This is a genomic window from Acinetobacter sp. CY05 (genome assembly GCF_059515805.1).
The window spans coordinates 214,931-238,093 of the sequence record NZ_JCAKMW010000004.1 but is presented as its reverse complement, the minus strand read 5'-3'; the positions used below and the strand labels follow the sequence as shown (position 1 = coordinate 238,093).

Sequence of the window (23,163 nt, the reverse complement as noted above, 5' to 3'; positions counted from 1 at the left end):
ACTCTATAGTTTTAGAATCTAAGTTATGTTGCTTTTTTATTGTCGCTTTATGAGCTCATGTCGCGTTGAATAGGAAGTGGACGCACAAATAGTAATCCTAATAAAGTCACTACACCTGCCAGTATAAAAATTATTTCACCGCCTAAACTCTGCCAATATTGACCCGCCAAAATACTGCCTAAGGCCACCCCAATCCCCCAGATGGTACTATAAAAAGCTTGGGCTCGTCCTTGCTGCTGTGGTGTAAAATAGTCAAAAATAATACGCATGGCAATTAAGTGAAATAAACCAAAACTAAAGGCATGAATAGATTGTGCAATAGCTTGTATCCATAATGAATCATAGAATATGCCCACTAATCCCCAGCGTAATGCAGTTGTACATAAACAAAGGCTAACTAAAGTACGAAAGCCCCAACGCTGAAAGAAAAACGGTGCACAAGCAAACATGACAATTTCTGCTATTACACCAATGGACCACAGGCCACCAATTAAACTGGTACTTAAGCCATGACTTTTTAAATAATTGCTATAAAAGCTATAAAAAGGCGCATGCGAAAATAATAGAATTAACTCAATGATAAAAAATGCACGTACAGCCGGTTGTTTTAAAACTGGCAGAATAGATTGCATTTTTTGCTGTGCCGAGGGTGCCTCATGAGGTTCAGCAATACTAAAAGACCATAAGAAAGCCAGTACAGCAATACATAATAAAACAATGGGCAATTGACTAATATGAATGATATCTAAGAGAGCACCAATACCAAACACGGCGATAATAAACCCTATCGATCCCCACTGTCGAACTCGACCATAGAGTGCTGCACGCTGTTTACCTAACCAAAATGCAGTCACTCCTTCAAATTGTGCCAAAATAGCATTTTGAAAAAAGCTAAAAATCAGCATCAATAAGGCAATAGATTGAAAGCTATTGGGAATAATAAAAATCAGTAACCAAACAAAAGCTTCAACCCAAGTGGCTACCCTCACCAAAAGCATACGCTTGCCTGATTTATCGGCAATCCAACCCCAAATAAAGGGAGCAAAAAAACGAGTGATAATGGCTACAGATGCTAATACGCCAATTTCGGAATAATTAAAACCTTGATCTTCAAGATAAAGGTTCCAATACGGCATAAAGGTGCCAACAATAGCGTAATAAAAGAAGTAAAATCCAGCGAGACGATTTTGGATGCGCATAATAGCCGCAAAACGACAAAAATAAGCCACAATGTTACACCCAAAACCAGTGAATTTTATAATCTATTTATTTTGATCACTCGCTAGGTCTATTTTTTATTATTAAATTGAAGAAAAACTAATCAGATCAAGTTGCTATGGTTCTTTCTATTTACAACGGATTAATAACGTAAAAATAGATAATCAAACTCATCAAGAGCATAATTGCCATAAAAAGATAAGTGTTTAGATTATTAAAACTTAACAAAAATTTCTTTAATTCCATAATATCCTCGGTATCTATGTTAAATGGTTTTAGAAATTATAAACAATTCTAAATAACAAGATGTGAGCGCTCAACATAAATAATAAAATGTGCTAAAAACGACACGTTTTAGATGGTTTTTCTTACACAGTCTTACATTATTAATAATTTCTTAACAATGTTATTTATTGTTATAGTGTGTATGGGTTATATGCATTCTTAAACAAAAAAAAGGATTGCTTTTCAGCAATCCTTTTTTTCGCATCTATCTTGCAGTTTATTGCAAAGGTAAATGCTGAAAATCATTTAACTCTTTACGGCTATAACCACGAGCCGCTAAAACTTTCTTGATACCAAGAATGACATCTTCATCCGTCGCTTGTTTTAATGCTGTAATGAGTTGTTCATTCGATTTACATGAACAGTCATTTTCAACACAAGCGGTTTGGTTTTTATGTGCGTTGACCTGTTGATCAGAGAACAGTTTTTGCCAAAAACTCATAGAGCCTTCATTGATAATCTAACATAGTTCGAAATATAGCCAATATAAAAAATAAAACAAGTGGTCATGAGCGACAAAAGCAGCGATTGATTGACGCATTTTTTCGATGATACTACTGCTTTTAAACGATATTATGCGATTTAATGGGCTTGCTTTTTTATAAGCTATTATTTTTTATAAACAATAAAGGGAGCCCAATTGAACTCCCCTTCGCTTTGGCAACTGTTGTTTGAGTAGAACCTCTATTTATTTCATTTCAAGCAATACACCAGATTCAACATGATGGGTATATGGAAATTGGTCAAATAAAGCAAATTTAGTCACTTGATGTGTATTGGCCAAAGTCTTTAAGTTGTCATGTAGCGTATCAGGATTACATGAAATATAAATGATACGTTTAAAACGCTGTAACAACTTTAAGGTTTCATCATCAATCCCTGCACGTGGTGGGTCGACAAACACTGTATCAAAGTCATAGCTTGCAATATCAATATGAGCTTCTTGCAAACGACGGAATTCACGTTCGCCATTATAAGCTTGAGTAAATTCTTCAGCCGAGAGACGTGCCACCTGAATATTGTCAATTTGGTTTTGTTCAATATTCCACTGTGCAGCATAGACTGATGATTTGGCCAGTTCTGTAGCCAAAACACGGCGAAAACGTGTAGATAGTGGTAAGGTGAAGTTACCATTACCACAATACAGTTCTAATAAGTCTTTTTCTGAATAATCTGCAGCCTCACAAGCCCATTGCAGCATTTTTTGACAGACTTGCGCGTTTGGTTGGGTAAAACTACTTTCAATTTGTTTATACAGATATTCACGTTCAAACACAGAAAGCTTTTCGACCACAAATTCTTCAGTTAAGACAAACTTCTGCCCACGACAACGACCAATTAATTTCACATTGAGTTGTTCAGCGACTTGTTTTGCAACAGGTAACCAATCTTGTTCTAATTTACGATGATAAATTAGAGAAACTAACACTTCCCCGCTTAAAGTCGCCAAGAAATGCACTTCAAATAAGCGTTGTGACAGAATCGGATCTGCCTTAAGTGCAGTTAAAAGTTCAGGCATTAAACGGTTAATGTTTTGATCTGCAATTTCAAATTGATCAATACGAATGACTTGCTTTTGCCCATCTTCATTGCGCTCAAACATGGCATAGAACATATCATCTTCAGTATGCCAAACGCGAAATTCAGCACGCATACGATAATGGTGTTCTGGTGATGCGAACACATCTAAAGCAGGCGGATTAAATTCAGCAAATTGCGCCGTGATACGGGCAACTTTAGCATCAAGTTGTTGTTGGTAAGATGAAGTCATATGCAAACAGGTAAAGCTATGAAAAGTGCTTCATAGTAACAAAATTTAAGGATGTTACCTAAATTTATCAGGTATAAAATCTATACAATTAAAAAAGGCGCTCCACATAGAGCACCTTTTGATGAAGCTAAAACAGGTTTATTCTGCAGAAATATCTTCAAATAATACAGAAGATAAGTAGCGCTCACCTGCATCAGGTAAAATCACCACAATGTTTTTACCTACATTTTCAGGACGTGCGGCCAATTGTGCTGCGGCTGCCATCGCTGCACCACTTGAAATACCCACTAAAATGCCTTCTTGGGTGGCAGTTTTACGGGCCCAGTCAATTGCCTCTTGGCTTGGAATGGCAATCACTTCATCGACTAAATCTAGATCTAAGTTTTTAGGAATAAAGTTGGCGCCAATACCTTGGATCTTATGTGGCCCTGGGGTTAAGTCTTCACCACGTTTGGCCTGAGCAATAATGGCAGATTCGGCAGGTTCAACTGCAACAGAATAAAGCGCTTGGTTTTGTACTTGCTCAAAATAACGTGAAATACCGCTAATGGTACCGCCTGTCCCTACACCAGACACTAAGATATCAACTTTACCGCCTGTTGCTTGCCAAATTTCAGGGCCAGTGGTGGTTTCATGAATTTTAGGATTGGCTGGGTTTTCAAATTGTTGTGGCAGGTAATACAGTTCTGGTTGTTCTTGAGTTAAGCGCACTGCTTCATCCACGGCGCCTTTCATGCCTTTAGCAGGTTCGGTTAACACCAAATTCGCGCCCAGTGCTTTAAGTACCTTACGACGTTCAATACTCATACTTGCAGGCATGGTTAAGGTAATTGGATAGCCCTTGGCAGCAGCCACAAATGCCAAGGCAATACCAGTATTACCACTGGTTGGCTCGACAATATGCATGCCCGGCTTTAATACACCACGTTGCTCTGCATCTTTAATTAAGGCAGCACCGACACGACATTTCACTGAAAATGCTGGATTACGTGCTTCTATTTTGGCTAATACAGTCGCACCACCAGTAATCGCACGGTTAATACGTACTAGTGGCGTATTACCAATGGCTTCAGCGTTATTTTCGTAAACTGCAATACCCAAATTATTTGGGGTTGGAAAAGCGGCATCGGTCATGTGTCTATCCTTCACATTTATTCAATTATAGGGTTTATCATACGCCAATTTTTTTAAATTTATCTTGTCTGACACACCAAGCGTACGCTTATTTTCCTATAAGTTATTTATCTATTTTAGCGATTAAACTGCGGTTAATTTAAGCAAAAATGTGTAAAATCGCCGATTTCAAAATTAACAAAACCGATCAAAATTAAAAATATGTTCGGAGAATTGCAAAAAATCACGGAGATATATCCTGTATCGTCATAAAATATAGCAATCTATTGTTCGGTTTTCTCGATAATGGTTTTTACAATAATAAAGCGCTCATTATATCTATACATAGCAAAAAGAGAGCTGTTTGCTGCTCTCTTTTTGGCTTTTCGCAACTATAAGTTAAGAGACTAACATTTCACGTAACTTAAATTTTTGGATTTTACCTGATGGGGTCATCGGAATATTGTCCCAGACTTCTAGGCGTTCTGGTAAATATTGTTTGGCTAAATTATGCTGTTGTAAGAACGTTAAAATTTCACTCAAGTCTAAAGCGTGCTGAGGATCTTTAAGTTTCACAATGGCACAAGCACGTTCACCTAAGCGTTCATCAGGATAGGCTACTAATGCAACGGTGGCAATTTTAGGGTGCTGATACAATAAAGATTCTATCTCCGCCACTGGAATATTTTCACCACCACGGATAATCACATCTTTTTTACGCCCACAAATGCGGATATAACCATATTCATCTTGATAGGCAATATCACCCGTATCAAACCAATCCTCGCTATTGGTGTCATTTAAATGCGGACGTTTTAAATAACCAGCAAAGTTAGAACAGCTACGCACCCATAAACGCCCTGCGCTATTCACGGGTTTTTCTTGGCCATGTTTATCGACAATTTTAATTTCTACTCCCTTGAGTGCCTTACCATCGGTATGACAAGAGCGCTCATCTGGATCTTCAATTAAGGTCATGGTCACGGCGCCACATTCGGTCATGCCCCAAGCAGAAATCACTTTGATATTTAAGTTTTGCCGTGCTTGTTCAACTAAGGGCCCTGGAATTGGTGCACCAGCACACAGGAAAGTTTTTAAAGATGGAATTTGGGTATTTAATTGTGCCACTTGGCTGGAAAGATCATTTAAAAATGGCGTGGATGCCATGGTAAAACTGACTTGTTCATTTTGAATGACTGCAATCGCTTGATTCACCTCCCAAATATCTTGCAGCACTGCTTTGGCTTGTAACCAAATTGGCATCATTAAGCCGTACATGAAACCAGTTTGATGTGCCATCGGTGATGCCATGAGCACCACATCGTTTTGGTCTAAATGCAAAGTATTGGCATATTCAACAATATTGGCAAATAAAGTATTTGAGCTATGCATCACGCCTTTGGGTTCACCCGTAGTGCCTGAGGTGAAAATCAGTTGCGTGACTTGATCTGGATCTAAGATATATTGATCTAATTCAGCAAGTTCTGTTGCACTGACATCATGTTCTAGCAATTGCTGAAAACTACCTTGTTGCTCATCAATCACCAAAACGTGTTCAAGTGTCGGAATTTTGCTTTGCAGTTGCGTGGCCAAAGCTGCGTGATCAAAACCACGAAAGATTTTTGGTACCACAAACAGTTTGGCTTCGCCGTGTTTGAGCATAAATTCTAGTTCACGTTCGCGAAAAATCGGCATGAGTGGATTGAGCACAGCACCAATCCGACTACACGCCAAATACAGTAAGCTAAATTCCCACCAATTGGGCAATTGACAGGCCACCACATCATGCGCTTGAATTCCCAAACGCTTTAAGCCCAGTGCCATTTGATTGGTGAGTTGCCAAATCTCCTTATACGTAAAACTTTGAGTCGGTTGCTGTTGTTTATAACTGACTAAAGCAGTTTTATTGGGTTGCTGCGCTACGGCCTGTTTCAACGCGTCCAGAATAGTAAAATTATGCCAATAACCGTGTTGTTGCATATAGGCACGGCGTCCTTCAATTAGCACTGCATCAAATTCCATATCCTGATGTCCTTATTGATTTTTATTGTTGTTTTTCATTATGCCGGCACAGCTTTGCGTCCTGCTTTATGCCGAGCAATAATGGTTTTCATAATTTGTGCGGTGCCATCGCCAATTTGGAAACCTAAGATATCGCGTAGGCGTTGTTCCATGACACCGCGGTCATAACCAGCATGACCAAAGGTAAGTAAACATTGATGCACCACATCATAAGCCAGTTTTGGCCCCCACCATTTACACATGCCTGCTTCTGCGGTGTGCGGTAGATGGTTGTCTTTGAGCCATAAGGTTTGTAAACACAATAAACGCGCAGCTTCGACTTGGGTTTCATAATCCGCCAATGGATGTGATACGCCTTGGAATGCAGTTAAAGGTTTACCAAAAGCTTCTCGTTCTGCGGCATACGCCCATGCTTCATCTAAACTCACCCGTGCCACAGCCAATACTTGTAAACCAATCAAGGCACGTGAAAAGTCAAAACCTTGCATGACTTGTACAAAACCTTTGTTTTCATCACCTAAGCGATGATTGACTGGTACGCGCACGTTTTCAAAGAAAATCGAACCACGACCAATGGCACGTTGCCCATGACAATCAAAACGCGTGGTGCTAATGCCGGGCAAATCCATTGGGACTAATAAAGCCGTCACCCCATGGGCACCAGATTCAATCGAGCCGGTACGCCCAAAAATGACCGCAGCATCGGCTTGATCAGCCGCAGAAATTGAAGTTTTTTCGCCATTTAGCACATATTCGTCGCCATCTCTCTCGATTTTTAAACGTAAACTTCCAGCATCTGAACCACCACGCGGCTCGGTTAATCCAATGGCAAATAGCGCTTCTCCACGGGTCAGCTTATGTAGCCACGGCGTGACCACTTCAGGATCACCATGCTCTGCCAAAATCTGACCATTTAGTGAAGCGAGTAAATTAATATAAGAGAAACTTAAATCATATTTAGCAACCGCTTCGTGAATTACGCCTGCTGCTAAGCGCCCCATGTCTTGACCACCATAATGTTCGGGTAATTCTGGGGCAATAAAACCCATTTCACCCATCATTTTCATTAAATCACGGTCAAAAATACGGCTTTGATCACGCGCTAAAAAACCCGGCGCAATATATTTTTGTGCAAATTTTTCCACGGTTTCGCTTAAAAATTCTAAGTCTGCATCGATATAAGGATTTTTTGACATATCATGACTCCTTATTTGGCATACTTACGGAATTCAGGTGCACGTTTTTCTTTTAAAGCATTGACGCCTTCACGTGATTCTTCGGTATCGTAATACAGTTTCAGTGCATACATACCCATGCCGGCAATACCGGCTTGATGCGCGGTATCCATGTTAAAACTACGTTTAGCAATCGCAATCGCGGTTGGACTGCGCTGACACAGTTCTTCACCCCATGCCTGAACTTCAGCATCCAATTCATCATGTGGCACGCATTTATTGGCAAGCCCCATTTCAACTGCTTCTTGACCACTATAACGACGGCACATATACCAAATTTCACGGGCTTTTTTCTCACCCACCACACGGGCTAAAAACGCCGTGCCATACCCTGGATCGACCGAACCCATTTTAGGGCCAACTTGACCAAATACAGCTTTATCTGAACAAATGGTCAGATCACAAATGGTGGCTAAAACGTTACCGCCACCAATGGCATAACCTTGTACACGGGCAATCACAGGTTTGGGTACATCACGAATCGCGGTATGTAGTTCTTCCATCGGTAAACCAATGGTGCCACGGCCATCATAATTCCCATCATGTGCAGATTGATCACCACCAGTACAAAACGCGCGATCGCCAGCACCAGCAAGAACAATCGCACCGACATTTTTGTCATAACCCGCTTTATAGAGGGCTTTAATCAGTTCATCACAAGTTGTTCCACGAAAAGCATTCATTTTGTCCGCGCGGTTAATGGTAATCCACGCCACACCATTTTTAACCTCATATAAAATATCTTCAAAATTCATGCTTTTATTTACTTGATTAATCGCTTCGTAATGCATTGTTGTTCTTCCTTGTTTGTTATTGTTGAATTAACCATTCATGGTTAAACCACCAGACACACTAAGTACTTGTCCAGTAATAAATGCTGCATCATCACTTAAGAAAAAGCTAATGGCTGAGGCAAGATCATCTGGCTGACCTAAACGCCCAAGTGGAATAGCTTTGGTAAAGGCTTCACGTAGTTTTTCTGGATTAGGGGCAGCATCCGTTACACCTGCCAACAGCGCAGTTTCTGTCGGCCCCGGACAAATCACATTTAAAGTAATGTTATGGCGCGAATGTTCGCGTGCGAGGGTTTTAGAAAATGATAGTAATCCACCTTTACATGCGGCATAAACAGCTTCGCCTGATGAACCGACACGCGCCGCATCTGAGGCAATATTGACAATCCGGCCACCTTTACGTGCCACCATACCGCCTAACACGGCGTGATGCATATTCAGCATACCCACCAAGTTAATTTGAATCAGCTTTTGCCATTCATTGGGTTCGGTTTGTACAAAGGGTTTAAAAATATCCCAACCTGCATTATTGACTAAACCAGTAATTGGCCCCAATTTTTGCTCGACTTCAGCAACCGCAGTGCTGACCGCATCACTTTGGGTAATATCACACGCCACGGCTAAAGCTGGTGTACCCAAGGCTTCAAGCTCTTGTTGTAGGGCTTGGGCTTTATTTAAATCTAAATCAAAAATTGCAACTTTAGCGCCTTCTTGCGCTAAACGCTTACAGGTTGCCGAACCAATCCCACCTGCTCCACCAGTGACAATCACGACTTGATCTTTTAATCCACGCATCCTGCTCATCCTTACTTATTGTTTTAAAATTATGATTGTTGATTCATAATTTCAACATAACCAACCTACTCGTGAGTTTCAATAGAAAACTCACGAGTTTTTATAAGGACATATTGGCAAAAAATACCAATAAATTAACTAATCCTTTGATGTTTAAATAATTTCAAAACAAACCAAATTGATTTTAGAAATAATTTGCAATAATTATCATTAAGTACTTGTTTTTTAGTTATGAAATAAAAGCCAAACAGAGCAAAAATGAAATTTTTTATTTTAATTCATGCTTAAAATTCCACTTTTGCAATTGTGACTTGATTAAGTCATGAATTCTATCAATAAATGAGCGTTTAATATGTTTTACACTGGCAAACTCTACCAAAACGACGAACCAACAAGCGAAAATTTAAGCCTCTAAATTAGAGTGAATAGACTAAATATTTTAAATAACCGCATAAATTCTCAGCAATCGGGTTTGTAATCAGAGAAATTATTACCGACAATAGCGCGATATGACACGTTTACTCAGGGAATGTAATGTCTAACGCTCGCTCTAGCCGTTGGTATCGCAACTTCACACAATCCATTTTAAAAAAAATGGTCTCGCCTCAGTTGCTTGGCTCCACTGCAGAATTAGCACAATTGCTTGAAACCCAACCCAACAGCCCTGTGTGCTATGTCGTTGAAGATGATTATGTTAGTAATGCGGTTTTAATTGATCAAGAAAGCCAAAAACAAGGCTTGGCGGCGGCCTTACACCCCTTGCAAGTTGGTCAATTGACAGAGAAAGATGCAATTTTAGTCCTGAATGAAAAAAATCCGCAGCATGTGCCTTATCATTATCCTGCTAAGTTGATTCGTTTCATTGAAGCTTTAGAACAAGACCCAAGCCTAGATGTACAATTTGTCCCAGTGACAATCTTATGGGGACGGGCTCCAGATTATGAAGATTCTTGGTTCAAAGCCTTATTTTCTGATGCTTGGGCGAAACCATCCCATTTAAAGCAAATGTTAAATGTGTCTTTATATGGTAAAGATAACTATATTGAGTTCCATAAACCGCAGTCCTTACGTGCTTTATTAGAGCAAGCCAAACAACAACAACCCAACTATTCACCTGCGCACCACATTGTAGAGCGTCTAGGGAGCGATTTAACCAAATCCAAAGAAGCCATTATGGGACCCGATTTATCGGATCGTCGTAATTTAATTCAAAATTTAATGCAAAGTGAAGCCATTCAAAAGGCCATTTTACAAGAAAGTATTCATAAAAAAGTCAGCATGTTTGAAGCAGAAAATCGTGCCAAAAGCTATTTAAACGAGATTAGCTCAGATTTTTCTTATTCAACTTTACGTTTTGCAGCATTAAGTTTAGAAAAACTATGGACTCAGCTCTATGATGGGATTGAAGTACATAACTTTGATACGGTACGTGAACTAGCCAAAGATTACGAAATTGTCTATACCCCATGCCATCGGAGTCATATTGACTATTTACTGTTGTCCTATGTGATTTTCAATCGCGGTTTGATGGTGCCACATATTGCCGCAGGTATTAATTTAAACTTACCTGTGGTGGGTAATATTTTACGTGGTGCAGGCGCCTACTTTATTCGTCGTAGTTTTAACGGCAATATGTTGTACACGGCGGTATTTAAAGAATATGTACATAGCTTATTGTCGCGTAACAGCCCAATTGAGTATTTTATTGAAGGTGGACGTTCGCGCACAGGCTTATTATTACCGCCTAAAAAAGGCATGTTGTCGATGACCATTCACAGTCATTTACGCGGTGCAACCAAGCCGATTGCTTTTATTCCCACTTATTTTGGTTATGAAAAACTATTTGAAGGCAGCTCATATATTAATGAGTTAAATGGTAAACCTAAAGAAGCCGAGTCGGTGTGGGGTTTACTTAGCTCAGTGCGTAAAATTGAAAAAGTCTTTGGCTTAGTGCATGTCAATTTTGGTGATCCAATTTATTTAGATGACATCTTAAAACAAAACGATGCTTTAGGTTTACAGCTGGGTATTAATGACGATTTACCCAAAAATGTCGTCAATAGTGTCACTCAAACAGCCAATGCCATTTTAGAGAACATTAACAAAGCAGCAGTGCTGAATCCCATTGCGTTACTGTCATTACTCCTACTGAAGGCACCTCAACATCGTCTTGAAAAAGCCAGTTTAATTGAGCAGTTGGATGACTATCGTGCTTTATTGGCTTTAAGCCCGTATGACAGCCGTATGATGCTAACCGAACTCTCAGGCGCTGCGATTATTGACTATGCCTTAAAACTAAAACAAATTGAGCAGCATCAAGTTGACGCTGTGGAGGTTATTCAAGTCAGCGATAAGCAACAAGGCTTACTCAATTACTTTAGCAATAACGTTTTACATTGCTTTAGTTTGCCTGCCTTAGTCGCAACTGCCCTTATTCGTGGTTATGTCAATCTGACGGATTTAAAAGCCTATGTTGCCAAGCTTTATCCATTCTTTAAAGAAGAACTGTTCTTAAAATGGCAAAACCATGAATTAGATGCGGCAATTGATGAGATTCTCGCGGCTTTTGTGCAATTAAATTGGTTAAATCGAAGTACACACACATTACACATCATTAAAGCTGCTCAGATTAAAGCCTTAGCAGAACTTGCCGATTCGAGCTTAACGAATTTTGTTTTAATGGCGCATTTTTTGGCGCAATTTGGTCACGAAGATAGTCTTGGTCTAGCCAAACTTGAAAAAATGACCAAATTGGGCTTAAAGACTTTACTATCCAACAGGCATTTGCATAATAGTTTTTATTTTGACAAAGCTACGGTCAAAAGTTTTGCACAAAGTTTAAAACATACCAGGTTGGCCCAAGTACAAGGCGGCAGTATTCAACTACCACAACCAGATGCATTGGCCTTCTTTAATCCAAGTGACACTGCAAAACTCGAGGCGATTCAACACGCCACCCAATTGAGCGACAAACTACTCAAAGACTTTGATCTTAAGGCAAAATCTTAAAATCATTTGAATTAATCAGCACGCTTTGTGGCGTGTTGGTTAAGTATCAAAATAACTAATAATACTCTTCATTAAAAACCATTGACTTTTGCAAAGATTAAATAATTCTCATTCTCTAACTGTTTTATACTAAGCGCCGTTTTTTATTTTGTAACCTACGAGACAGCTTTCATGAATGATGCGCTTGAGATTAAAGCTATGCGTGATGCCTCTGAACATGTGGTCACAGTTTTAAAATCATTAGCCAATAGCGACCGCTTAATGATTCTGTGTCATTTATCGCAACAAGAATTAAACGTCTCACAAATTGAGCAAATGACTCATATTCATCAACCCACCTTATCTCAACAACTGATGATGTTGCGCAAAAGTGAGATGGTCAGCACACGCCGTGAAGGTAAACAGATCTTTTATTCGATTCAAGATCCCAAATTGGTCAGCGTCCTAAATACGCTCTATCAGTTGTATTGCCCAGCTCGCTAAAGATTAGTTTTGGTTCTTTAGCATTTTTTATGCATAATATATCTAAAATTGTGATTTAGATAAATCTTATGCGTATCTCACTTCCAGCATGGCAATGGCTCAAGCACTATCAGTATGCTGATTTTCGTGCCGATATGATGGCAGCATTTATTGTCTTAGCCATGCTGGTTCCCCAAGGGATGGCCTATGCTATGTTGGCAGGGCTTCCCCCTATGATGGGCTTATACGCCAGTATTATTCCCATGATCCTCTATGCCATGATTGGCGGTAGCCCAACCTTATCGATTGGACCCGTAGCAATTATTTCCATGATGACCTTTGCCACCTTAAACCCCATGTTTGAAGTGGGTTCACCGGTGTATATTGAGGCGGCTTGTTTATTGGCACTGATGGTTGGGGTCATCTCATTTTTATTGGGACTTCTTCGCTTTGGCTTTTTAATTCAACTAATTAGCCACCCTGTGATTAAAAGTTTTATTATTGCCTCGGCATTATTAATTGCTTTGGGACAAGTTAAATTTTTATTGGATGTGCCTTTACAAGCCAATAATATTCCTGAATTTATAGCCAGTCTGTGGCACTATTTTTCACATATCCAGATCAATAGCTTGCTGTTTGGACTTGCTGCAATTTTATTTTTAATTTATCTGCCTGAGCTCTTTAAACGCTTGCATCTGAATACGTTTTGGGTCAGAGCAATCCCGTTATTTTTGGTGGTGATATCAATTGTTTTGGTCATGACATTCAATTTAAACCACGCGGGCATTAAAACTGTAGGTGAAATTCCCTCAGGTTTTCCACCACTTGATTTTCCTCATTGGAATACAGATTTGCTGATACAGCTGCTCCCGGGTGCTAGCATGATTGCCATGGTGAGTTTTGTTGAATCACTTTCCATTGCCCAGGCCACTGCCTTACAACAGCGGAGTCAACTCAATAGCAACCAAGAATTGATTGCCCTTGGTGTGGCCAATATCAGTGCAGGCTTAAGCTCGGCCTTTCCTGTTACAGGCAGTTTGTCGCGAACCGTGGTCAATGCCGATGCGGGTGCCAAAACCCCTATGGCAGGTGTGATTTCATCTTTATTGATTGTCCTAGTGAGTCTCTACTTTACCGGATTTTTCCGTGATTTACCGTTAACCATTTTGGCGGCGACCATTATGGTGTCGATTTGGAAGCTGGTGGACTTTAAGCCCTTCATTGATACTTGGCGCTATTCTAAAGCGGATGGTTTGGCGATGTGGATTACCTTTTTTGCGGTGATTTGCATTGATATTAGTACAGGCTTGATGATTGGGATTATTTCCACATTTATTTTAATGCTGTGGCGTATTAGTCGACCGCATATTGCTCATATTGGTTTAATCCAAGGCACACAGCATTTTCGGAATGTACAGCGTCATCAAGTCAATACTGCAGAGCATGTTTTATCGATTCGTATTGATGAAAATTTAACATTTTTAAATGCACAAACCTTAAAAGGGTTTTTAATTAACGCCGTGAGTGAGCATCCTAAGCTACAACACGTCGTTATCAACTGCTCTAGTATTAGCAATATCGATTATAGTGCACTTGAAATGCTAGAAGATTTAAATGCCGAGCTGGCTAAGCTCAATATCCAGCTCCATTTTTCTGAAATTAAAGGACCTGTGATGGATAGCTTAAAGAATTCGCATTTGCTCACTCATTTAAGTGGCAATATTTATTTAAGTCATTATCAAGCCATACGTGAGTTAGCCCCTGAGATCCTAAACTAATATGCGGATATTCGATATTTTTTTAAAAAACAACAGCTAAATTCAGCCATAAAGTGAATTTTTAAAGTGGAATTTAATTTTTTGTTTTTAAAAAACATATATTTATTTTTTATATCAAAATATTTTTTTAGGCATAATGGTTTTCAGTATAAAATATCGATTCATTTTGTAATTTTTTGTCCTCGTAATTTCTGACAAGGCCCTCCTATGTTTTCAGCTTTTACGCGTTTGAGCTTAGTCACACGAATTGTGATTGCCATCATTTTAGGTGTGCTCGTCGCGGTAGTTACACCGCAATATGCACCTTATTTAACGATTCTTGGCGATCTGTTCATTAAGGCCCTCAAATCCGTTGCCCCAATTCTTGTATTTGTTCTGGTTTTGTCTTCTATTGCGAACTTTAAAGTCGGCAGTAGCAATGCGTATATCAAACCCATTATGTTGATGTACGCAGCTGGCATGTTCTTAGCTGCTTTAAGTGCAGTGGTTGCCAGTATGCTGTTCCCAAGTACTTTATTCTTAGACATGCCTGCACAAGGTGAGTTAACGCCACCGGGTAGCTTGACAGAAATCTTTAGAAACTTACTTTTAAGCTTTATTGCCAATCCAGTGACTGCGATTGCTGAAGCGAATTTTATTGGTATTTTAGCTTGGTCAGTGGCTTTAGGTTTAGCCTTCCGTCATGCATCGGACACGACTAAAGGTGTGCTCAATGACGCGGCCAATGCTGTGAACTCAGTCATTCGCTTAGTGATTAGTTTTGCGCCTTTTGGTATTTTTGGTTTAGTGGCAGTCACTTTTGCTGATGCTGGCTTAAGTACCTTAATGAGCTATGCGCAATTACTGGCCGTCTTATTGGGTACTATGTTCTTTGTCGCCTTAGTAATTAACCCGATTATGGTGGCTATGGTGACTCGTGGTAATCCATATCCGTTGGTATTGCAGTGTTTACGTGAGAGTGGTATTACTGCCTTCTTTACCCGTAGTTCGGCAGCCAATATTCCGGTCAATCTAGATTTGGCAAAGCGCCTTGGTGTACCTGAATCTACAGCTAGTGTTGCAATTCCTTTGGGGGCTGCGATTAATATGGCGGGTGCTTCGGTGACCATTACGGTACTTTCGCTGGCTGCAGTGAATACTTTGGGTATTCCAGTGAGCTTTACTACCATGCTGATTTTATCTGTGGTAGCGACTGTATCTGCATGTGGTGCTTCAGGTGTTGCAGGTGGTTCATTGCTGTTAATTCCTGTTGCATGCGGTTTATTTGGTATTTCATCTGATATCGCGATGCAGGTGGTGGCCATTGGTATGGTGATCAGTGTGCTACAAGATTCAACTGAAACTGCACTCAATTCATCCACAGATGTATTATTTACCGCAGCAGTGGATCGCGGTATGCGCTAATATACGTTGATTCGTATAGTTATTATAAAATTATGCCGTTTCAAAATTTACCTAATTGGGTGCAATTAGGCGCATTCTTTCTTGCTGTCAATGCAGGAATGATCAATGTACTTGGCTTGATGACCGTATTACATCAAGCCATTTCACATATGACTGGCAATGTCAGTGTCATCGCCATGAGTTTAGTACAAAGCAATCTTGACACTTTGTTATATGCCTTGGCCATTGTGATCAGTTATGTTTTAGGCTCAATCTATAGCGGCCTGATTCTTGCCAATAGCCACTTTCGCTTAGGGCGCCGTTATGGTATTCCTTTGAGCTTAGTGGCTTTTTTTATTGTCTTGTGTTGGCTATTTTTACCCTATTGGCCCCGTTATGCACTACTTTGGGCTGCTGTAGCGATGGGTTTACAAAACGCTATGGTCAGCCATTATCAAGGTGCCATCATTCGCACCACGCACTTATCCGGTGTTTTAACTGACTTAGGTTTAGCCTTGGGGTATTGTTTACGTGGTTTAAGTGCAGGACGCCGCCGTGTGATTTTACATCTTTTGATTTTATTTGGCTTCTTATGTGGTGGAGTCATTGCCAGTTGGATTTATCCTTTATTACAATCCAATGCATTCTTAGGGCCAGCTGCTTTAAGCTTGGTGATGAGCTTAGTGTATTGGCTCATTTATTGGTATTATCGACACAATTAATTTGGGAAACATTATGAAAAATGCATTACAGGCTCAACTGCTCAAAGCAGGTTTAGTCGATAACAAAAAAGCGAAAAAATTGTCTAAACAAGCGGTGCATGAGCAACGCACTGGTCAAAGCAATGAAGCTGAACTTAAAGCCAAAATTGCCCAAGATCAACAAGCCAAACTTGAAAAAGATTTAGCTTTGGCAGCCGAAAAGAAAGCTCAGTTGCAACAAAAAGAACTCAAAGCTGCCATCATTCAAATGATTAAACAGCATAAAATTGGCGATATTGATGGTGAAATCAGCTACCAATTTATTGATGGTACGATTAAAAAAATCTACTTAAATCAGCAAATTTACAATGCCTTAGTTGCTGGTTCTTTAGTGATTGCCAAAGATGGTGAAAGCTATGCAGTTTTACCTAAAGCCTTAGCTGAACGCATTGATGCCAAAATGGAAGGCTTTATTTTAGTGAATAATTCACAGAAAAATGAAGACACCACCGATGAAGAAGATCCATATGCAGCTTATGTGATTCCTGATGATTTAATGTGGTAAGTATCTTTGAGTTGTCAAAACCCGCAAGTTGCGGGTTTTTTTGTATAAATCTCTTATGATCGCGTTATAAATCCGTCATTAGACTTTTTTTTGGCCTACCGCTCACTTAAGCTCTAGTTCTATTTAATTGGTGAGGTTTTATTTTGCAACGCATCCAAACAATGACTCATGAGATACAGGCTTGGGCAGATCAATATCCATGGCTAGAAATGCTAACATCGTTGAGTTTAGTGCTGTTGGTCGCTATTTGCGCCAACTTTATTGCTAAACATATCGTCGTTCGGGGTATTCGCGCCCTGATTGCACGAATTAATAGCCAGCACTATGCCATTTTAAATCAACATAATGTGATTCGTCGTATTGCCAACATTGTGCCTGCAGTTGTAATCATGAATGGCATTGTAACTGTGCCACATTTATCTGAAAAAGTGATTACTCTGGTACAGATGGGTGCGCAGGCTTTTATTTTCCTTACTATCGCGCTTGCCATTAGTGAGATTCTCAGTATTTTTAATGTACTGTACCAACGCAATCCTAAATCACGCAATAAACCGATTAAAGGCTACTTACAGCTGATCAAGCTGATCATTTTTATTGTCTGTGGTCTGATGATTCTCGGAACTTTTCTTAAAAAAGATGTATTTACCCTGCTCGCTGGTTTTGGTGCCATGGCGGCTGTATTAATGTTGGTCTTCCAAAATACCATTTTATCTTTGGTGGCTTCGGTTCAAATCTCTTCTTATGACATGGTGAGAATTGGTGATTGGATTGAGATGCCTTCCTTAAATGCAGATGGCGACGTGATTGATATGTCTTTACATACCATTACGGTGCAAAACTTTGATAAAACCTTAACCACTATTCCTACCAATAAGCTGGTGACGGACACATTTAAAAATTGGCGGGGTATGAGCAATGCTGGCGTACGACGTATGAAACGTGCTTTGTTTATTGATCAAAACAGCGTGCACTTTATGAGCAAAGATGAACAACAACATTTAAAAGAGTTCTTACTTTTAGATCAATATTTAGATCATAAAAATTCTGAGTTGGCGCATTTTAATGAACAATTATCTAATCAAGCTGTATATAACCAACGTCGTTTAACCAATTTGGGAACTTTTCGCGCTTATGTTGAATTTTATTTGCGTCAACATCCTGGTATTGCTCAAAATCAATCGATCTTGGTACGTCAACTGCAACCCACTGCACAAGGTTTGCCTTTAGAAATTTATGCCTTTAGCAATACGACAGTCTGGAAAGATTATGAAGCCATTCAATCCGACATTTTTGATCATTTGATCGCAATTTTACCAGAATTTGGTCTAAGTATTTATCAAGCACCCTCTGGACAGGACTTTCAAGCGTTAAAGTAAAAATGACTTAGCCAAGCTCAGCCAGAATGGGCTGAGCTTTTATAATGTAAATAAAAAACTGAATAAGGCATGTGGTCTTTTCCTTCAATTTTTATCATACTTAAAGATTATGCTCTGTCTTATGCTCGCTGTAGCGGTCGGCAGAATCGAAAATATTTCTTTTAGTCTTCGAGTAGTCAGTTCTATGTTAAAGTGGTTTGAAAAGCGCGTGAATCCTTATCCAATGGAGGATTTAAACAAACCACTGCCCACCACTTTTTTTGCCTTTGTCTGGCAAGCCTCTAAAGGCGTACGTCCTTATTTATTGTTTTTGGTCCTGTGTACCGCAGGTGCCGCCAGTTTTGAAGCGTTACTGTATGCCAAAATTGGCGATTTAGTCACATGGCTCAGTCAAACAGCGCCACAAGACTTTTTAACACAGCATCAAAATAATCTAATTATTTTAACCTGTATCTTATTGGCCAATGTGTTTTTTGCCACTTTACAGTCGATTCTCAAACATCAAATTTTGTATAGCAGCTTTCCGATGCGCTTGCGCTGGCGTTTTCATAATTTACTGCTGCAACAAAGCTTAGATTTTTTCCATAATGACTTTGCTGGGCGATTATCTGCCAAAGTAATGCAAACTGCGCTTGCGGTGCGTGAATTTTGGGTGATTTTGGGCGATATGCTGGCTTACGTGACTATTTACTTTATTACCGTTAGTTTGGTATTGGGTGCAATCTCACCCTTATTAATTTTACCTTTATTGGTATGGTTGGCTTTATTTATTTGTGCCGCTTGCTACTTTATTCCACGCTTAAGCAAAATTTCCAATGAACAAGCTGATGCCCGCGCCGTGATGACAGGACGCGTGACAGATGCTTATACCAATATTCAAACCGTCAAGCTGTTTGCCCATGCGGGGCGTGAAAGCCAATATGCCAAAGAATCAATGCAAAGCTTTATGATCACGGTATTTAAGCAAATGCGCTTAGGTACAGGTTATGAATTCAGTATTAAAGCCTTAAGCTTGGTGCTGTATATTGGTGTACTTGGTACTGCAATTTGGTTATGGATGAATGGTCGGGCTGAACTGGGCATTATTGCCGCAACCACCGCCATGATTTTAAAACTCAACAGTATTGCTGAATTTATGATGTGGCAAACCTCTGCCTTGTTTGAAAATGTCGGTACCATTCAAGATGGTATGAAAACCCTTGGCACTGCCATTCATATTCAAGATGCCAAAGATGCCAAAGATTTAGTGCTCACGCATGGTGAGATTGAGTTTAAAAATCTAGAATTTGCCTATAACGAGCGTAAGATTATTGATGGTTTAAGTCTAAAGATTCGCCCTGGTGAAAAAATTGGTATCGTTGGGCGCTCAGGTGCAGGTAAATCCACCTTAATTCAACTGTTATTGCATTTTTACCAACCACAACAAGGTCAGATTTTAATTGACGGCCAAGATATTCAAACAGTCACGCAAGATAGCTTACGTAAAAATATTGCGCTTGTAACCCAAGACACCTCTCTATTGCATCGTTCCGTGGCAGAAAATATTAAATATGGCTGTCCTGATGCTACAGATGCACAGATGTATGCGGCAGTCGCGAAAGCCAAAGCTAAAGATTTTATTCCAGAACTTACGGACTTACGTGGTCAAAAAGGATACGACGCTTATGTAGGCGAACGAGGGGTCAAACTCTCAGGTGGACAACGTCAACGGATTGCCATTGCGCGAGTCTTTTTAAAAGACGCACCAATCTTAATCTTAGATGAAGCCACCTCAGCGCTTGATTCTGAAGTTGAAGCGGCCATTCAAAGCAGTTTAGATGAATTAATGCAAGGTAAAACTGTGATTGCCATCGCGCATCGTTTATCGACCATTGCGCAAATGGATCGTCTCATTGTGCTAGATCAAGGTCAGATTGCTGAACAAGGCAGTCACGACGAATTGGTCGCTTTAAATGGCATTTATGCTAAGTTATGGCAGCGCCAAACGGGCGGTTTTTTAATGGATAAAGAACAAACACAATAAAGGAACACTATGTTGTATTTAGATGATTTAACTGTAGGACAACGTTTTATCAGTTCAAGCTATGAAATGTGTCTCGATGAAATTCTACACTTTGCCAAGCAATATGATCCGCAGAGTTTTCATACCGATGAACACGCGGCTAAGCAACATCAAATTTTTAAAGGCTTAGCCGCCAGTGGTTGGCATACGTCTGCCGTATGTATGCGCCTTTGGACAGAATGTATGCCAATCGCCAATGGTTTAGTGGGTACCGATTCACATGTGCGCTGGCTAAAACCGACGCGTGCAGGCGATCAGATTCATGTTGAAGTAGAAGTTACCCATATTCGCCGCTCTAAAACTAAGCCCAATCAAGCGATTGTCAGTTATCATACCCAAGCCATTAATCAGCATAATGAAGTCTTAATGACATCGGATACCAATATTGTGGTATTTAGTCAGACCAGCCATTAATCTATAACAAGTTAATTAACTATTAAATATCAATTAGTTTAATACATGAATATCTTTTGTTTTTGGCAAAAAGCATGTATAACACAGCATAAAAGCACGTTGTAAGGAGTTATCCATGAATCACCCTTCAGAATTAAAATATGCACGTACGCATGAATGGGTCAAAATTGAAGGTGATCTTGTTATTACCGGTATTTCTGATCATGCTCAAGATGCATTAGGCGATTTAGTCTATGTGGAAGCACCAGAAGTTGGACAACGTGTCACTGCAGGTCAACAAGCCGGTGTGGTGGAATCCGTCAAAACTGCTTCAGATATTCATGCCCCAGTATCAGGTGTGGTGGTTGAAGTGAATCCAGATCTTGAAGATGATCCAGATTTTGTCAATGATGCCCCGTATACCAAGGGTTGGATTTATAAAATTAAGCCAGATAATTTAGCGGATGTAGAAGCTTTGCTGTCAAGCGAAGAATACCAAGCAGGTCTATAAGCTAAAAAAGAATCAGCCCATGGGCTGATTCTTTTTTATTGATTAGTTTTAAATATACTTATCATCACATTGAGATATTATTGCGCATTTTTTTAAATTAAAACCATAATAATGAGCTAAATTCTCATTATACGCTATACTTTTGAATATTTTTTGACTAATATAATTCTATTATGTTCTCTCGCTGCCTTGCTTTAATGCATGTCAATAATAATTAAAATCTTTAACGCCTAGGCCTTAAAACAAGCAGCCGTTCTTGATTGATGTTTTAGGTTGGTTATGTCTCCTACAATTCCTGTGTTATGGAATAGATCATTCATTTTATGTCTATTCAATAATTTATTTTTGTTTATTTTCTATTTTGCTCAAACCACGATTTTACCCATTTATATTTTAAATGAGTTAGGTGGCACGCTAACCCAAGCGGGTTTAGCGATGACCTTATTTATGGTCTCGTCTATCGCCGTGCGGCCTTTTAGTGGTTTAATTATTGAAAAATTAGGACGTAAGAAGACTTTATACTTATCAGAAAGTTTATTTTGTCTATTTGCAGCAGCTTACATTTTTGCTGACAGTCTTAGTGCTTTATTGGTGATCCGTTTTTTACATGGTATTTGGTTTAGTATTTTAACGACAGTGACTGTACCGATTGCGAATGACTTTATCCCGCCTCAGCGTAAAGGTGAAGGCATGGGTTATTTTGTGATGTCAGTCAATTTAGGTATTGTATTAGGTCCACTGATTGCTTTAACCCTGATTCAGGATTTCTCTTATTTATTTGTCACCAGTATTTTAGCCAGTATTATTTTTCTAGGCTTTATCTTCTGCTTTATGATTCCTATTGCCAAGCATGTACCCGCGGTAACTATGGCAAAAAGGCGCTTAACGATTCATGATTTTGTTGAGAAAAAAGCTTTATCGGTTTCTATCCTTGCCCTTATGATTTCATTTTCCTATGCCAGCATTATGTCGTATATCTCACCTTTTGCAGATGCCAAGGGTTTACTGGAATATGCAGGGTTATTTTTTGTGGTCTTTGCCATTGCGATGATGAGCCTGCGCCCAATTACCGGCAAAGTTTATGATCGTAAAGGTCCAAGTTACGTGATTTATCCTGCGATTGCCTTGTTTGCTATTGGTTTAGCATTACTCAGTCAAATTGAAACCCTTACTGGTTTTATGTTAGCCGCAGTGTGTATTGGTATGGGATTTGGCTCAGTGCAGCCTTGTTTACAAACTTTAGCGATTCAACGTGCACCTAAAGCGCGTATTGGTCATGCAACATCAACATTTTTTACTTGTTATGACATTGGTATTGCATTGGGTTCATTGTTATTGGGTATGGTCATTGCTCAACAAGGTTATAGTTTTGCTTATTTAATATGTGCTGCCTTAACTTTATTGAGTCTTGCTTTTTTTGCTTTTTTTGTGAATCGGAGAAATTGATTTAATTGTATAAATTTGATTTTCTGTTTTAAAATTTTATTATACTTAGGCTATTTAAGATAATCCAGAGATTCAGTGTGTCTTTGTATCATGAAACATCATGGGAAAATAATTTATACATTATTGTTTGACAAAATAGTTTTGATTAAAACTCACGCTTTCCAGCTTGATATAGCAGCCTAATTTATGTATTGAGTAAAATTTTATCGCAGCACATTACTCTTCTATTTTGAAGGTAAACCAA

At 39.4% G+C, this 23,163-nt stretch carries 20 protein-coding genes; 11 read left to right on the top strand and 9 right to left on the bottom strand.

The annotated features are described in order from the left end of the window. Window positions 1-47: 47 nt before the first annotated feature. The 9 genes from AC5YCD_RS06250 to AC5YCD_RS06210 form a co-directional block, all read right to left on the bottom strand. Entirely contained in the window at window positions 48-1,199 is a 1,152-nt protein-coding gene (locus tag AC5YCD_RS06250) for an MFS transporter (RefSeq protein ID WP_496129199.1), read from the bottom strand. 151 nt (window positions 1,200-1,350) lie between these two features. Further along, complete coding sequence (locus AC5YCD_RS06245; RefSeq protein WP_228722443.1) at window positions 1,351-1,464, bottom strand: hypothetical protein; 114 nt, start codon at window positions 1,462-1,464, stop codon at window positions 1,351-1,353. Between the two features lie 256 nt (window positions 1,465-1,720). Beyond that, on the bottom strand, window positions 1,721-1,945 hold the full coding sequence (locus AC5YCD_RS06240; RefSeq protein WP_496129198.1) for a hypothetical protein: 225 nt from the start codon (window positions 1,943-1,945) through the stop codon (window positions 1,721-1,723). A 246-nt stretch (window positions 1,946-2,191) separates the two neighbouring features. After that, on the bottom strand, window positions 2,192-3,274 hold the full coding sequence (trmA, locus tag AC5YCD_RS06235; RefSeq protein WP_496129197.1) for a tRNA (uridine(54)-C5)-methyltransferase TrmA: 1,083 nt from the start codon (window positions 3,272-3,274) through the stop codon (window positions 2,192-2,194). A gap of 138 nt (window positions 3,275-3,412) precedes the next feature. Further along, complete coding sequence (gene cysK, locus AC5YCD_RS06230; RefSeq protein WP_496129196.1) at window positions 3,413-4,408, bottom strand: cysteine synthase A; 996 nt, start codon at window positions 4,406-4,408, stop codon at window positions 3,413-3,415. A 378-nt stretch (window positions 4,409-4,786) separates the two neighbouring features. Next, window positions 4,787-6,409 carry a cyclohexanecarboxylate-CoA ligase gene (locus AC5YCD_RS06225; RefSeq protein WP_496129195.1) on the bottom strand — a complete coding sequence of 541 codons (1,623 nt, stop codon included), beginning with the start codon at window positions 6,407-6,409 and terminating at the stop codon, window positions 4,787-4,789. Window positions 6,410-6,447: 38 nt separating this feature from the next. Beyond that, on the bottom strand, window positions 6,448-7,605 hold the full coding sequence (gene aliB / locus AC5YCD_RS06220) for a cyclohexanecarboxyl-CoA dehydrogenase (RefSeq protein ID WP_122902118.1): 1,158 nt from the start codon (window positions 7,603-7,605) through the stop codon (window positions 6,448-6,450). Window positions 7,606-7,616: 11 nt separating this feature from the next. Continuing rightward, window positions 7,617-8,399, bottom strand: coding sequence for a 2-ketocyclohexanecarboxyl-CoA hydrolase (gene badI / locus AC5YCD_RS06215; protein WP_496129218.1), 783 nt, complete (start codon window positions 8,397-8,399; stop codon window positions 7,617-7,619). Window positions 8,400-8,465: 66 nt separating this feature from the next. Then, a complete protein-coding gene (locus AC5YCD_RS06210) occupies window positions 8,466-9,233 on the bottom strand; it encodes a glucose 1-dehydrogenase (RefSeq protein WP_496129194.1) in 768 nt (255 codons plus the stop codon). 534 nt (window positions 9,234-9,767) lie between these two features. On the opposite strand from AC5YCD_RS06210, the gene plsB reads away from it, so the two are divergent. The 11 genes from plsB to AC5YCD_RS06155 all read left to right on the top strand — a co-directional run bounded on the left by plsB (window position 9,768) and on the right by AC5YCD_RS06155 (window position 22,919). Beyond that, the gene (gene plsB / locus AC5YCD_RS06205) at window positions 9,768-12,242 is read left to right on the top strand and encodes a glycerol-3-phosphate 1-O-acyltransferase PlsB (RefSeq protein WP_496129193.1); all 2,475 of its coding nucleotides are present in this window, start codon (window positions 9,768-9,770) and stop codon (window positions 12,240-12,242) included. 171 nt (window positions 12,243-12,413) lie between these two features. Beyond that, the gene (locus AC5YCD_RS06200) at window positions 12,414-12,725 is read left to right on the top strand and encodes a metalloregulator ArsR/SmtB family transcription factor (protein ID WP_496129191.1); all 312 of its coding nucleotides are present in this window, start codon (window positions 12,414-12,416) and stop codon (window positions 12,723-12,725) included. A 68-nt stretch (window positions 12,726-12,793) separates the two neighbouring features. Further along, window positions 12,794-14,482 (top strand): SulP family inorganic anion transporter, encoded by a 1,689-nt coding sequence (locus tag AC5YCD_RS06195; RefSeq protein WP_496129190.1) that lies wholly within the window; start codon window positions 12,794-12,796, stop codon window positions 14,480-14,482. Window positions 14,483-14,689: 207 nt separating this feature from the next. Beyond that, window positions 14,690-15,886 (top strand): serine/threonine transporter SstT, encoded by a 1,197-nt coding sequence (gene sstT / locus AC5YCD_RS06190; protein WP_496129189.1) that lies wholly within the window; start codon window positions 14,690-14,692, stop codon window positions 15,884-15,886. A gap of 32 nt (window positions 15,887-15,918) precedes the next feature. After that, window positions 15,919-16,587, top strand: coding sequence for a YoaK family protein (locus tag AC5YCD_RS06185; RefSeq protein WP_496129188.1), 669 nt, complete (start codon window positions 15,919-15,921; stop codon window positions 16,585-16,587). Between the two features lie 10 nt (window positions 16,588-16,597). Further along, window positions 16,598-17,131, top strand: coding sequence for a DUF2058 domain-containing protein (locus AC5YCD_RS06180; protein WP_496129217.1), 534 nt, complete (start codon window positions 16,598-16,600; stop codon window positions 17,129-17,131). A gap of 161 nt (window positions 17,132-17,292) precedes the next feature. Beyond that, window positions 17,293-18,507: a mechanosensitive ion channel family protein gene (locus AC5YCD_RS06175; protein WP_496129216.1), complete on the top strand. Its 1,215-nt coding sequence runs from the start codon at window positions 17,293-17,295 to the stop codon at window positions 18,505-18,507. A 184-nt stretch (window positions 18,508-18,691) separates the two neighbouring features. Further along, window positions 18,692-20,530, top strand: a complete 1,839-nt coding sequence (locus tag AC5YCD_RS06170) for an ABC transporter ATP-binding protein (protein WP_496129187.1) — start codon at window positions 18,692-18,694, stop codon at window positions 20,528-20,530. Between the two features lie 9 nt (window positions 20,531-20,539). Continuing rightward, complete coding sequence (locus AC5YCD_RS06165; RefSeq protein ID WP_496129186.1) at window positions 20,540-20,983, top strand: MaoC family dehydratase; 444 nt, start codon at window positions 20,540-20,542, stop codon at window positions 20,981-20,983. A gap of 115 nt (window positions 20,984-21,098) precedes the next feature. Beyond that, entirely contained in the window at window positions 21,099-21,473 is a 375-nt protein-coding gene (gcvH, locus tag AC5YCD_RS06160) for a glycine cleavage system protein GcvH (protein ID WP_496129185.1), read from the top strand. A 279-nt stretch (window positions 21,474-21,752) separates the two neighbouring features. After that, entirely contained in the window at window positions 21,753-22,919 is a 1,167-nt protein-coding gene (locus AC5YCD_RS06155; RefSeq protein ID WP_496129184.1) for an MFS transporter, read from the top strand. Window positions 22,920-23,163: the final 244 nt, after the last annotated feature.

Coding starts and splice junctions, on each gene's coding strand:
- AC5YCD_RS06240 (WP_496129198.1), bottom strand. CDS start 1,945: ATGAGTTTTTGGCAAAAACTGTTCTCTGATCAACAGGTCAACGCACAT.
- sstT (WP_496129189.1), top strand. CDS start 14,690: ATGTTTTCAGCTTTTACGCGTTTGAGCTTAGTCACACGAATTGTGATT.
- trmA (WP_496129197.1), bottom strand. CDS start 3,274: ATGACTTCATCTTACCAACAACAACTTGATGCTAAAGTTGCCCGTATC.
- AC5YCD_RS06170 (WP_496129187.1), top strand. CDS start 18,692: ATGTTAAAGTGGTTTGAAAAGCGCGTGAATCCTTATCCAATGGAGGAT.
- AC5YCD_RS06245 (WP_228722443.1), bottom strand. CDS start 1,464: ATGGAATTAAAGAAATTTTTGTTAAGTTTTAATAATCTAAACACTTAT.
- AC5YCD_RS06210 (WP_496129194.1), bottom strand. CDS start 9,233: ATGCGTGGATTAAAAGATCAAGTCGTGATTGTCACTGGTGGAGCAGGT.
- cysK (WP_496129196.1), bottom strand. CDS start 4,408: ATGACCGATGCCGCTTTTCCAACCCCAAATAATTTGGGTATTGCAGTT.
- badI (WP_496129218.1), bottom strand. CDS start 8,399: ATGAATTTTGAAGATATTTTATATGAGGTTAAAAATGGTGTGGCGTGG.
- AC5YCD_RS06225 (WP_496129195.1), bottom strand. CDS start 6,409: ATGGAATTTGATGCAGTGCTAATTGAAGGACGCCGTGCCTATATGCAA.
- AC5YCD_RS06185 (WP_496129188.1), top strand. CDS start 15,919: ATGCCGTTTCAAAATTTACCTAATTGGGTGCAATTAGGCGCATTCTTT.
- AC5YCD_RS06195 (WP_496129190.1), top strand. CDS start 12,794: ATGCGTATCTCACTTCCAGCATGGCAATGGCTCAAGCACTATCAGTAT.
- AC5YCD_RS06155 (WP_496129184.1), top strand. CDS start 21,753: ATGTCTCCTACAATTCCTGTGTTATGGAATAGATCATTCATTTTATGT.
- AC5YCD_RS06200 (WP_496129191.1), top strand. CDS start 12,414: ATGAATGATGCGCTTGAGATTAAAGCTATGCGTGATGCCTCTGAACAT.
- AC5YCD_RS06250 (WP_496129199.1), bottom strand. CDS start 1,199: ATGCGCATCCAAAATCGTCTCGCTGGATTTTACTTCTTTTATTACGCT.
- aliB (WP_122902118.1), bottom strand. CDS start 7,605: ATGTCAAAAAATCCTTATATCGATGCAGACTTAGAATTTTTAAGCGAA.
- plsB (WP_496129193.1), top strand. CDS start 9,768: ATGTCTAACGCTCGCTCTAGCCGTTGGTATCGCAACTTCACACAATCC.
- AC5YCD_RS06165 (WP_496129186.1), top strand. CDS start 20,540: ATGTTGTATTTAGATGATTTAACTGTAGGACAACGTTTTATCAGTTCA.
- AC5YCD_RS06175 (WP_496129216.1), top strand. CDS start 17,293: ATGACTCATGAGATACAGGCTTGGGCAGATCAATATCCATGGCTAGAA.
- gcvH (WP_496129185.1), top strand. CDS start 21,099: ATGAATCACCCTTCAGAATTAAAATATGCACGTACGCATGAATGGGTC.